The sequence below is a fragment of the Aeromonas sp. A04 genome (genome assembly GCF_047780465.1).
Taxonomy (GTDB): domain Bacteria; phylum Pseudomonadota; class Gammaproteobacteria; order Enterobacterales; family Aeromonadaceae; genus Aeromonas; species Aeromonas bestiarum.
This window is the reverse complement of record NZ_JBLNHP010000001.1, coordinates 944850-956816: the sequence shown is the minus strand read 5'-3', so window position 1 is coordinate 956816 and position 11967 is coordinate 944850. Positions and strand designations below refer to the sequence as shown.

At 64.4% G+C, this 11967-nt stretch carries 10 protein-coding genes and 1 pseudogene; 3 read left to right on the top strand and 8 right to left on the bottom strand.

Translation table 11 applies throughout. From position 1 onward, the window contains the following. Positions 1-48: 48 nt before the first annotated feature. A pseudogene (locus tag ACM3N8_RS04255) lies at positions 49-2540 on the bottom strand (penicillin acylase family protein). Between the two features lie 187 nt (positions 2541-2727). Here ACM3N8_RS04255 and ACM3N8_RS04250 point away from each other — a divergent pair. Beyond that, positions 2728-3855, top strand: coding sequence for a helix-turn-helix domain-containing protein (locus tag ACM3N8_RS04250; RefSeq protein WP_290017082.1), 1128 nt, complete (start codon positions 2728-2730; stop codon positions 3853-3855). Between the two features lie 72 nt (positions 3856-3927). On the opposite strand, the gene ACM3N8_RS04245 is transcribed toward ACM3N8_RS04250, so the two are convergent. The 6 genes from ACM3N8_RS04245 to ACM3N8_RS04220 all read right to left on the bottom strand — a co-directional run bounded on the left by ACM3N8_RS04245 (position 3928) and on the right by ACM3N8_RS04220 (position 9248). After that, complete coding sequence (locus ACM3N8_RS04245; protein WP_005313020.1) at positions 3928-4143, bottom strand: YdcH family protein; 216 nt, start codon at positions 4141-4143, stop codon at positions 3928-3930. Positions 4144-4429: 286 nt separating this feature from the next. Further along, positions 4430-5020, bottom strand: coding sequence for a hypothetical protein (locus ACM3N8_RS04240; RefSeq protein WP_290017080.1), 591 nt, complete (start codon positions 5018-5020; stop codon positions 4430-4432). 11 nt (positions 5021-5031) lie between these two features. Then, entirely contained in the window at positions 5032-6378 is a 1347-nt protein-coding gene (locus ACM3N8_RS04235; RefSeq protein WP_290017079.1) for an MATE family efflux transporter, read from the bottom strand. A 135-nt stretch (positions 6379-6513) separates the two neighbouring features. After that, entirely contained in the window at positions 6514-8337 is a 1824-nt protein-coding gene (locus ACM3N8_RS04230; protein ID WP_290017078.1) for a SulP family inorganic anion transporter, read from the bottom strand. Between the two features lie 70 nt (positions 8338-8407). After that, positions 8408-9001, bottom strand: coding sequence for a nucleotidyltransferase family protein (locus ACM3N8_RS04225; protein ID WP_290064245.1), 594 nt, complete (start codon positions 8999-9001; stop codon positions 8408-8410). Further along, positions 8991-9248: a GNAT family N-acetyltransferase gene (locus ACM3N8_RS04220; protein ID WP_011705401.1), complete on the bottom strand. Its 258-nt coding sequence runs from the start codon at positions 9246-9248 to the stop codon at positions 8991-8993. Before ACM3N8_RS04220 ends, ACM3N8_RS04225 begins: the two co-directional genes overlap by 11 nt. Before the next feature lie 134 nt (positions 9249-9382). On the opposite strand from ACM3N8_RS04220, the gene cysM reads away from it, so the two are divergent. Beyond that, positions 9383-10297, top strand: a complete 915-nt coding sequence (gene cysM / locus ACM3N8_RS04215) for a cysteine synthase CysM (RefSeq protein ID WP_290064246.1) — start codon at positions 9383-9385, stop codon at positions 10295-10297. Positions 10298-10453: 156 nt separating this feature from the next. Further along, positions 10454-10729: a hypothetical protein gene (locus ACM3N8_RS04210; protein ID WP_290064247.1), complete on the top strand. Its 276-nt coding sequence runs from the start codon at positions 10454-10456 to the stop codon at positions 10727-10729. 36 nt (positions 10730-10765) lie between these two features. Here ACM3N8_RS04210 and ACM3N8_RS04205 read toward each other — a convergent pair whose 3' ends face one another. After that, on the bottom strand, positions 10766-11950 hold the full coding sequence (locus ACM3N8_RS04205; RefSeq protein ID WP_290064248.1) for an iron-containing alcohol dehydrogenase: 1185 nt from the start codon (positions 11948-11950) through the stop codon (positions 10766-10768). Positions 11951-11967 lie beyond the last annotated feature (17 nt).

Below are 11967 nucleotides of genomic sequence, written 5' to 3'. Positions count from 1 at the left end.
AAGCGGGCCTGTCGGCCCGCTTTTTTTATGGCTGGAGAGAGGCGTGGTTCAGGGGCTGGTGGCACGCAGCACCTTGAGGTGCAGGCTGCGCTCCTGATGGGCTTCTATCTCCTGCTCGGTGAAGCGCATGGGCTGCCACTGCTGGCGGGCAAACTGCTCGGTCTGATCGGTGAAGTGCGGGCTCTCGGGATCGTGGGACTGGCCGTAGATCAGGAAGCGCTCCGCTTTGGGTCCGGCGGCATCGAACTGCAGGGCCAGCACGAAGCTGGAGCCGTAGTTGGCGCGATAGCGCAGCTCGGGCTGCCCGTCACCGTCGTCATCCAGGCTGCGCAGCGTGGTGTCCGCCACGCTCTTGCCGGTCACTATGTTGGCGAGATCCGAGCTGCTGCGCGAAGGCAGATTGGTCTGCACCATGTTGAACAGCCCCTCGAACGAGTTGCCTCCCGGCAGCGCTATGGGGGTCAGCCCGGCCGCCTTTTGTACGAACTGCAGCGCGCCAAGTTCGGCATCCGGCGCGATACCGGCGGCCTGCAACCGCTGCTGGGCATGGGCCAGCGCCAGCAGGGCGGGATCCTGATCCGGCGCGCCGCCCCAGGGAGCCAGTCCGCTCGGCGTGGTGGCACCCCGGGCCGGATCGAAGGGGATGGCAAACAGGGTATCCTTGATGTCTCTGTGGCCGCTGGTGCGAAACGCCGTCAGCCATTCGCGCATCAGGTGGGCACCCCGGCTCTCCAGCTGATACTCGCCATCCCAGTTGGCGAGCGCATTGCAACTCGGGGTCAGGTCCAGCGGGCCGCTCGTCAGCTGGATCAGGGGATGGGCCTGGCAACGGGCCAGCAGGGGTTCCCTCAGTTCGCGGGCAAACAGGGAGCCGTTGTGGGTCAGCACCCGTTGCAGCGCCGGCAGGGTGAAGCGGCGATCGGCCCCGGTCAGTCCCATGGCCTCTGGGGTGCTGATGAGCTGGGCGTTGTAGCGAGTGCGCGGGCTGCGCACCGTCTGCTCCGGTCCGTAGAGGATGGAGTAACCCTCCAGCGGCGCCGCCAGGTTGGTCAGCCAGTGGCTGCTGTTGGCGTTGTAGACGTAGTCGCTGCGGGTCTGGCGGGGGGCCTGGCTCAGGGGAACAAGGCCGGGGGCCCGGGTCTGGCCGCTGTCGACCCACTCGAAATCGGGGTCGTTGCCCGGCAGCAGCACGCTGCCCTCGCCATCCAGCCAGACGGGGGCCAGTTGCGGGGTCTGGGAGGCCATTCGCCACCAGGCTTCGGCCTTGGCGCCGAGGCGGGGCACCTGGGTGGCATCCACATAGCTGGCCTGGCCCGCCTTGTCGATCAGCAGGATATTGACCCAGGGCACCCCCTGATGCTCGGCCAGGGCGTCGAAGAAGGCCGGGGTACTCTGGGCCCTGGCCATGGCCAGCCACTGCTCCAGCATCTTGTAGTTGCCGGCGTTGGCATCGCGGAAGCTGATGGCGCTGCTGCTGGTCCAGCCCAGGGTGGGCGAGAGGGAGGCGAGGTTGACCACGGGGCCGAAGTGGCTGGCATAGACGGTCTGGGCATAGGGTTGCAGGCTGCCATCGGCCTGACGCACTTGCAGCGTGACGGTTTTCTGGCTCATCTCCCGCCACTGGTCGCCGTAGCGGTAGCGCAGCGGATTGGCGGGATCCAGGGTGAGCTGATAGAGGGTGAAGCGCTTGGACTGGGAGACGGTATGGGTCCAGCCCAGCTGTTCGTTGAAGCCGATCAGGATGGCAGGAAAACCCATCATGGTGGCGCCGGTCACGTTGAGTTTGCCCGGGATCTGCAGGTGCTGTTCGTAGAACCTGAGCTCGCCATCCCAGGGGAAGTGGGGTTGCCGAGCAGCAAACTGTTGGCGTTGCTGCTGCGATCCGCCCCCAGTGCCCAGCCGTTGCTGCCGATCCCCTCGGCGGTGAGCAGCCACTCGGCTTCCGGGTCAGGCAAGGCGCGCGCCTGCGTCCCGCTGCCGGGGGGCTGGGCGCTCGCCATGGCGCCGATGAAGCTGCGGCCGCTGGCGAGCTGGGCGAGATCCAGGTGATAGGCCAGCAGCTGGGTCGGGGTGATGGGCTCGACCCACTCGGCCCCACGGCAGGGGGAGGGATAGTCCGCCGGGCTGGCTCGTCCCGCGAGTGAGTGGTTGAAGCCCGCCACATAGCCCTCGATGAGATCGCGGGCATCCGGCGCCAGCTTGCCATACAGAGTGGCGGCCTGGGCGGGCAGATCCAGCGAGCGATAGCCCACGTCGGAGAGCAGGTTGCGCCGCTGCTCTCCCGCCCCCAGCCAGCGGGATTTTTCCCCCCGCAGCTTCATGATCTGTTCGCTCAGGGTGCAGAGGTTCTCCTCGGCATGGGCGTAACCTGCCCCGAAGCCGAGGCTGGCGTAGTCATTCGCCTTGATGTGGGGCACCCCCTGCTCCGTGTAGGTGAGGGTGACGTCATAGTGGCGAGCGGGATCCGGCTCGCTGCTGTTCTCCTGGCAGCCGGCCAGAACGAGGCAGCCGAGCAGGGTAAGGGGAAAGGGAGATCGCATTTGAGTTCCTTCTGTTGTCCGTGCTTGTTATGGTTCTGTTGCTTTTTGCCCGCAGGAGAGGGTATTTAAGAGCAGGGCGAGCTGGCTGTCGCTCCGCTGGATGGAACCGGTCATAGTTCCAAAAACAGAATAAAAACAAGGATAAACAGGTCCGTCTCGATGGAGCCGTACCTGGGGGAGCAAGCATATGCAGTGGGAAGAAGTGGCGGCCTTGCTCAGTCTGAGCCTGGCGGGCATGTTGTTGCTGGCGGCGCTCGGCTGGCAGTGGCGGGGACGCTGGGACTCAGCCTCCGGTTATCTGCTGGCCCTGCTCGCCCTGAGCAGCGTGCAGGCGCTGGAGTATCTCTACCATCAGCAGCAGTTGTTCGAACGCTGGCCTCATCTGCTCAAACTGGCGGATCCCCTGGTGGTGATGCTGCCGTTCTGCCTCTATGGCTATATCCGGGCCCTGCAGGGGGAGCCTGTACTCGGCCGCTGGCGTGACCGCATGGTGCACAGTCTGCCGCTGTTGCTGGTGGCCGTGCTGGCGCTGCCTTACTGGTTGCTGCCTGGCGCCGAGAAGGTGCGCTGGATCCTGCTCGGCAAGCAGGGGGATGGGTTGTGGCCCGGCATCACCCTCTACGGCAATCGTTATCTGGCCATCATGGCCCTGCTGGGGCTGATCTACTGGTGGCGGCAGCAGCGGCTTGGGGTCGTCAGCCGCAAGCCGGCGCTGCGGGCCTGGGTTAGCCAGTTGCAGGGACTGCAACTGTTGGTGGCCTTGTTGCTGCTGGGGCGGATCGCCCTGAGCTGGCTCGGCTGGCCGCTCTCCACCGTCTATCTGCAGGCCCCCGTCACCGCCTATCTGCTGTTGCAGGTGCTGGCCCATGCCCGCCTGCCGCAACAGGCGGCCTCGGCAGAGATCACGCACCCCGGCGGGAGTGAGGGTCAGGCCTGCGTCATGAGCCCGGCACAGGACGCGAGCCAGCAGCCGCTGTTTGACGAGCTGGAGCGGCGGCTGAAGGAGGGGGCCTATCGGGATCCCGGCCTCTCCCTCGGCAAGCTGGCTGGCGAGTGCGGCCTGAGTACCCATCAGGCCTCCACCGCCATCAACGCCTGCTCGGGGGGCAACTTCTACGACTGGCTAAACCGTTATCGGGTGGAGGAGGCCAAACGGCTGCTGCAGGCGGGAGACGAGACGGTGGCCAGCATCTGCTACCGGGCCGGTTTCAACAGCAAGTCCACCTTCAACACCGCCTTTCGCCGCCATACGGGGCAGACCCCGAGCGAATTTCGCCGTCAGGGCCTGCCAGCGTTTCGGACGGCTTCCCCGTGACGAGACGATAAAAAGCCCGGCTTGAGCCGGGCTGGAGGGATAAGTTGCTTATCCGGGTATTCGTCGAGGCGTCTAGTGTGGATGTTGTTTGAGGATGTCGTATATCTCCTCTTTCAGTTTAAGTTTCTGTTTTTTCAGATCCTTCACCTCGGAGCTGTAGTCGCTGGCGTGATGCTTTTCCAACTTTCTAATCTCCGCATCCAGGTCGTTGTGCAAGTCAAACTTCTTCTGGAAATGGACATCACTGCTCTTCAGTTTCGAGATGAGATCTCTGTACTCTGGGAACATGTAATGAAGCCTCCTTGGTTTCGTTTGATTGTGCCTTCAAAACCAAAGTACCCCTTCCCCCCACAGATAAATGTGATCCCGATCGAATTCGGGACCAATGATTTGCTGCATCTGGGGGATGATTTTTAACTGCTTGAATCACAAGCTGATAAGCCATTTGTAAGTAAGAAACTGAGCTTCAAACTGGAATCGCGATCACAGTTGTGACGGTTTGATGACGGTGGAGGGCTGGCAAGCGGGCAGCAAAAAGGGGCCAGGGGCCCCTTCTTGAGAACAGGTGTGGCGTTTACTCTTTTTTCTTTTTCTTCTCGGGCAGCGGCTGACCGCCTCGGGCAATCACCTTGCCCACCTCGAAGCCTATCTGGGCCGCCAGCTCTTCCAGATCCGGGGCCTTGGCCTCGTTGCCGATGGCGTACTGGTAGTTGGCGATGGTGATCTTCTCGGCCACCGGGGTGCCGGGGACTATGGGCTCACGCCAGCCCTGGCCCACATGGGCCACTAGAGTGCCGTTCATGATGAGCTCGCCGACTATCTCCTGGGTGGGGATGCCCTTGCCGTAGGTGAGGCCCTGGGGGTGTTTCTTGCCGACCAGAGGTTCGGTGCTTGCGGGCATCAGCTTGGTGCGGATCAGCCACTTGGGATCCTTGTGCTTGCCCACCGCCTTGCCGGTCTGGTACTCGTTGATCTTGATGGTCTTGATCATCTGGGCCATGAAGTCCTTGGTCAGGGCCTTCTGCACCTCGCTGGTCTGGTCGATGACGATGGGGGCCACGTACCAGGTCTGGGGGGGTTGCGCCTTGGGGGCCGCCGGGGCGGTTTGTGCCATGGCGAGCGGGCTGAGCAGGATGGCCGCCAACAAGAGTCCGATTTTCTTCATTGTGATTCCGCTTATGTTTCGACAAGAATTTTGTTTTGCCAGCGACGACTGCGCCAGCGCCAGAACATGGCCAGACCGCGTACCCACTCGTCGCAGGCCAGCGCCAACCAGATGCCGACCAGGCCATAGCCCTGCATGATACCAAGGAAATAGGCGAGGGGAACGGCAATGCCCCACATGGAGACGAGCGCCATGTAGAGCGGGAAACGGGCATCCCCGGTGGCACGCAGGGCGTTGATCACCACCAGGTTGAAGGTGCGGCCCGGTTCGAGGATTAGGCTGATGAGGAACAGCTGCGCCACCTGGGTGATGATGTCTGCATCGTCGGTGAACAGGCTGATGATGGCGCGTCCGTTCAGGGCCGCGGCTATGGCAATCAGGCTGGTGACGATAAGGCCGAGCTTGAGGCTCTTGATGAGCTGGCGATAGGCCTGCTCGAAGCGACGGGCCCCCGCCAGGTGGCCGATGATGATCTCGTTGCCAAGGCCGATGGAGAGGCCGAACAGCAGGATGAACAGGCAGATCTGGAAGAAGTAGGACTGGGTCGCCAGTGCCTTGTCGCCGAGCAGGCCGACGAAGGCCGTCACCACCATGAACTGCAGCATCCAGGAGAGGTTTTCCCCCGCCGCCGGCAGGCCGATATGCAGCACCTTGTCCAGCATGGCGCGGCTTGGCCGGACTATCTCCGGCAGACGCAGCCGGATGCCGGTCTTGCACGCCACCAGCCATACCAGCAGCACCACACCGACGATGCGCCCGGCAACAGTGCTGATGGCGACCCCGGCGACCCCGAGCTGCGGCAGGCCGAACCAGCCATAGAGCAGCAGCAGGTTGCCGACGAAGGTGATGAGGTTGACGATCAGGGTCACGTACATGGCCTGACGGGTGTGGCCATGGGCGCGCAGGGTGGCGGCCAGGCAGAGGGCCGCCGCCTCCGGCAGCAGGCAGAGGCCGATGATCTGCAGGTAGAGGGTGGCATCCCCCATCAGGTGGGCGGGCAGGTTCATCAGCGCCAGCATGGTGCTGGCCCCGGCCATGACCCCGACCGCGGCCACCAGCCCCACCAGCAGGTTGAAGCCGATGGCGGTGTGGATGACCACGCGCGCCTTCTCCCTATCCCCCGCCCCCAGATACTGGGTGATCACCACGCTGGTGCCTATGCTGACGAAGCTGAACAGGGTGATGGCGAGATCGAACACCTGGTTGCCGACCGCCAGTGCCGCCACCCCCTGATAGGAGACGTGGCCCACCATGAAGGTGTTGAGGGCCCCGGTCAGAAAGTGCAGGGCGAGATCGATAAACAGCGGCCAGGTCAGGGAGAAGAGAGTGCCCGGGCCCGCGTGGGATTGAGTTTGCATGGGGTGTCCAAATACTGGGGATGGCCCTCGTCAGCGCCATCTGGACGGGCATTTAACACCAAGAGTCCGCAGGGTGCAATCCTGCCCTGAGCTGAGAGTGCGCCAGACCCTCCCAGGGGAGAGTCCGGCGCCCGATCAGGCCGGGGTGGCGCCCGCCTCCTGCTCAGAGGGGAGCGTGAGCCGCGCCGAGTCCGGCAGCGCATCATCCTGGGGCCAGTGGGAGAGGATGGCGTCCGTGGTGCTCTCCACCACGGCCTCATCCTTGAACACGGGCTCCCGGTAGCAGCGGGTCATGCGCAGCGCCTGATACATGTCGGGGCAGAGGATGACTCCCTCGTCGCCCACCCGGATCCCCGCCTGCTTGAGCCACTGGCTCATCTGGCCGTGGCGACCGGCCATCACCATGTGGATGCCGCGCCGTTTCAGATCCTTGTGCAGCTCCCCCACCATGCTCATCACGCTGATGTCCTGATGGGTGAAACAGGCCACCGCATCCACCACCAGGCATTTGGGGTTGTGGGGATCCTGCACCAGCAGCGCCAGCACCCGCCGCTTGAAGTAGGGGGCGTTGAAGTAGGTGAGCGGCGAGTTGAAGCGATAGACCAGGATGCCCGGAATGGCCTTGGCCTGCTCGTTGTCCCCCAGGGTACGCACCACCCCCTCGTCATCCATGCCGAGCAACTGGTCGGTGGGGCGCATCACGTTGCGCAGGAACTGGAACAGCCCCAGCAGCACGGCGAGGGTGATCCCTGGAATGACCCCCATGGCCAGCACGCTGACGAAGGTGATGAGCGCCAGCCAGAAGGCGGCCCGATCCGAGTGGCGCAGCGCCCACAGGCCGCGAAAATCGGTCAGCGACAGCGACGCCATCACCAGTACCACGCCGAGGGCGGCCGTGGGTATGTATTGCAGCGGCGCCGTCAGGTAGAAGGTGACCAGGGCGATGGCGGCGGCCGCTATGATGGAGACCAGCTGGCTCTTGCCGCCGTTGGCATCGTTGACCGCGGTGCGCGAATCCGCCCCGCTGATGGCAAAGCCCTGGGAGGCGGCGGCCGCCAGGTTGGCCATGCCGAGCGCCCGAAACTCCTTGTCCGCATCTATCTCGTAGCCGTTCTTGGCGGCGAAGCTGCGGGCGGTGAGCATCATGGAGACGAAGCTCACCATGGCGAGGTTGAGCGCCGGCAGCACCAGCTCGCGCATCAGACCTGGGGGAAATTCCGGCAACTGGAAGACGGGCATACCCGAGCCGATGGCCCCCAGGGTGGCGATGCCGAACTGGCCGAGATCCAGTCCCCACACCAGGGCCGCCGTCACCACCATGGCCACCATGGAGGAGGGCCAGGCCGGCTTGTAGCGCTTGGCCAGCAGCAGGGTGAACAAGGCGGTCAGGCTCATGGCCAGGGTCGGCAGATGGGTCTGGGTAATGTAGTTGGCACCGCCCGCGATCCGCTCTATGAGGTAGCGCTCGCTGAAGGTGAAGCCGAAGATCTTGGAGAGCTGGCCCACCATTATGGTGATGGCCACGCCGTTGAGCAGCCCCATCAGTATGGGGCGGGAGAGAAAGTCCGCCAGCACCCCCAGCTTGAAGCGGCTGGCGATGAGGCACCAGAAGCCGGTCATGGCGGTCATTGTCATCACCAGCTGCCAGTGGCGGGTGGCATCACCGGCGGCGAGCGGGGTGACCACGGCGGCGATCACGGCGCAGGTGGCGGCGTCCGGGCCGACGATCAGCTGGCGGGAGGTGCCAAACAGGGCGTAGACCAGCATGGGCAGTATGCAGGAGTAGAGGCCGACCAGGGGCCCCACGCCGGCGAGTTCGGCATAGGCGATGGCCACGGGCAGCGCCACGGCCGCCACCGACAGTCCAGCGCGCACATCCGGCATCAGCCAGGCCCGCTGGTATTGCAGCAGGGCGGCGAGGCCCGGTAGCCAGCGTTCGAGTGAGAAGAAGTCGCGCATTATTTAACCCATTGAGTTACAAACAGCTTTTCCCTAGTGTGCCCAAGGTTGCCGAAACATTGCAATCAGGTTATGGCCAGTTCACCACCAGGTCAGGCCACAGCCGTTGCCACTCCTTGGCCTTGACCCGCTCGGTAAAAACCCGGCTCTCCTGCCGGCAGCGCGGGTTGGGATCCACCTGCAGGGACCAGTTGGGGACAAAGCCATAGGGGGCCAGCCACTCGAACTCGCCGTCTGGCCGCAACCTGACCCCGATGCAGGTGGGCACCTCCACCCAGTGACTGAGGGCCTCCAGACTGCTGACAAAGGGGGGAACCCGTTGGCGCTGGTGCATGCGGGCCTGATTGCGCACTTCCCAGCGCTGGCCAGGCACCCTGGCGGCCAGCCAGGCCTCGTGATCGGCCTCCTTCAATCCAGCCGGATCAGCACTGTCCAGATAGATGAGATCGATATCGTTGAGCGGGGTAGGGACTGATTTACAGTGCAGATGATCCCAGATGAGGTTGCGGATAAAGCCGGCCCCCAGCGCCCAGTCGGGCAGCGCCAGCTCGCGCGCCGCCTGCAGGCAGGCCATGCGCTGGCCATCGGCCCGCAGCAGGGTTTCGGTCTGCGCTTGCAGGCGCGCCTCTTGCGTACTCTGACGCGTCTGTGCGTCAACCTGCATTGCGGCGCAGCCAGACGTCTATGTAGCTGCAACTGGGCACTATGGTGAGCCCCTCCGCCTGGGTCCAGCTGTAGAAGGTGCGCGCCAGCTGATCGGCGATGCCCTGTACCCTGAGCTCCGGCGGGACGAAGGTGCTGTAGGCGTCTATGGTCTTGGCATCGAGCCGCCGGTAACGCAGCCTGGACTCCTTGCCGTCCACCACACAGATGAATTGTTGCTGGTTGGCCTGATGAATGATCTCGCTCATGCTTGCTCCTCGGTACGGGGAATGGGGTTATCTGACCACGTTAGCAGCCCTTTGCCAACTGCACGGGCTCGCTTACACTGCGAGCCCGACCGGGTGCATACCCGCTAGCCAAGGTATAGAACAGTTAACAGAGGATGGATCCCATTATGGCCTTCGCCACGCTGGAAGATCTGATTGGCAATACCCCCCTGCTGGCGCTGCGCCGCATCAATCCCTGGCCAAAGGTCACCCTGCTGGTGAAGCTGGAGGGCAACAATCCCGCCGGTTCGGTCAAGGACAGGCCGGCGCTGAACCTCATCAAGAGTGCCGAAGCGAGCGGTCGCTTGCTGCCGGGAGCTCGGCTCATCGAGGCCACCTCCGGCAACACCGGCATAGCGCTGGCCATGGTGGCGGCGGCGCGGGGCTACCGGATGCGGCTCATCATGCCGCGCACCATGAGCCAGGAGCGGCGCGATGCCATGCAGGCCTATGGCGCCGAGCTGGTGCTGGTGGAGAACGGCATGGAAGAGGCGCGGGATCTGGCGCTGGCCATGGAGGCACGCGGGGAGGGACTGGTGCTCGATCAGTTCAACAACCCGGCCAACCCGGATGCCCACTATCAATCGACCGGCCCCGAGATCTGGCGCCAGAGCGAGGGGGCGGTCACTCACTTCGTTTCGGCCATGGGCACCACGGGCACCATAATGGGGGTCTCCCGCTACCTCAAGGAGCAGAACCCGGCGGTGCAGGTGATAGGTCTGCAACCGGCAGAGGGGAGCCAGATCCCTGGCATTCGCCGCTGGCCTGCGGCCTACCTGCCCACCATTTTCGAGCCACAAAGGGTCGATCGGGTGCTGGACGTGACCCAGCAGGAGGCGCTGCTCATGATGCGCCGGCTGGCGCGGGAGGAGGGGATCTGCTGCGGGGTCAGCTCCGGTGGCGCCGTGGCCGGTGCCCTGCGGGTGGCGGCAGAGATCAAGCAGGGAGTGGTGGTGGTTATCATCTGTGATCGGGGGGATCGCTACCTCTCCACCGGGGTCTTTACGCCGGATCCGGCAGAGCCTACCTGAGTGAACCGGTCAGTAACATGATAGTTATCAGTAAGTTGCTGACAAACTGCTTGATGTACCCTTTGTAACAATCAACAGCTTTCACAAGGTTGAATCCCTTTGTCTCCTGTTTGACACTCGGCGCCCTCTCGTCACCGATGCAAACAGGAGCGTCACATGATCTTGCCTTACTCCCTGAGTATTTCTCTCATTGGCCTGGCCCTGGCGGGCTGCACCGTCGAACCCTATGCCTACCAGTGCGGCGACAAGCACTGCGCCGTCATCGATCACAAGGGGGAGAAACATGAGCGTCCGCTGGACGAGATGAAACCCGTCTGGGAGCGCAACCAGGAGCGGGAAGAGGCCATTCGCCGCAACAAGGAGTCCATCTGGCGCGAGAAGACGCCGGAGGGAAAAGACAACTATGGCGCCGGTGCCACCATCAGCTGGTAGCAAGCGGCCCCGCCATGCGGGGCCTGGCCAAGCTGGCTATTCCCAGGCCAGCTCCAGCAGGCCGAGCAGCTGGGTCCGGTCGGCATCCTTGCGGTTGTAGAGCAGGGCGCCGTCGTTGATGGCGAGATCCCGGATCTCGGGCAGCAGGGCCTTGTCGGTGACGCCGGCTTCGCGCAGGGTGCGCGGCAGCTTTACCGCCTGCCACAGGGTATCGCGCAAGGCGCACAGGGCCTGGATGCTGGCCTGTGCCCGCTCGGCGACCGGGGTCGCCGCGAAGCGCTCGGCGCCGACCAGGGGCAGCAGCAGGCGAGCCAGCTCCTCATCTATGCCCGGCCGGTTGTAGTCGAGCACGGTCGGCAGGAAGAGGTTCATGCACAGACCGTGGGGCAGGTGACAGCGGGCCCCCAGGCTGTGGCCGAGGGCGTGCACCAGCCCCACCATGGAGTTGGAAAACGCCATGCCCGCCAGGGTGGAGCCCTCCGCCAGTTGCAGCCGCAGGCGCTTGTCCTGCGGGTTGTTCAGCACCTGGGGCAGGGCACTGGCGATCTTCTCCACCGCCATCAGGGCCAGGGCGTCGCTGACCGGGTTCTTGGCGTTGCCGATGAAGGCCTCGATGGCGTGGGTCATGGCATCCATGGCGGTGGCCGCCGTGATGTTGAGGGGCAAGCCCTGGGTGAGGCGCGGATCCAGCACCGCCAGCTGGGGCAGCAGGAAGGGGGAGGTGAAGGGCACCTTGCGCCCGCTCGCCTCATCCTTGATCACAGCCACCAGCGTCACCTCGGATCCCGTGCCCGCCGTGGTGGGTACCACCGCCAGCGGCTGCAGGGGTCTGGTCAGGCAGCCTGCGCCGGCGTAATCCAGCAGCCGCGTCCCTCCCATGGAGGCGAGGATGTTGACCGCCTTGGCGGTGTCGATGACGGAGCCGCCGCCAAGCGCCACCAGGCTATCGCATTTGAGCTCCCGATGGCGGGCCGCGATCCGCTCCACCACGGCGGTGGAGGAGTCGGCCGGGATCTCGTCCCAGATGTCGGCGACCGGCAGCTCCCCCTCGGCCAGCACATTGGCCAGCAGGGTGGCGAGTCCGGTGCCGCTGACCCCCTTGTCGGTGAGCAGCAGCGGGCGGCGTGCGCCCAATCCGGCCAGCTCGCCCGCGAGCTGCTCCAGTGCCTGTTCGCCCGCCATCAGCTTGACCGGGCAGAAAAAATCGTAATAGCGACTCATGGTGCTCATCCTCTCGT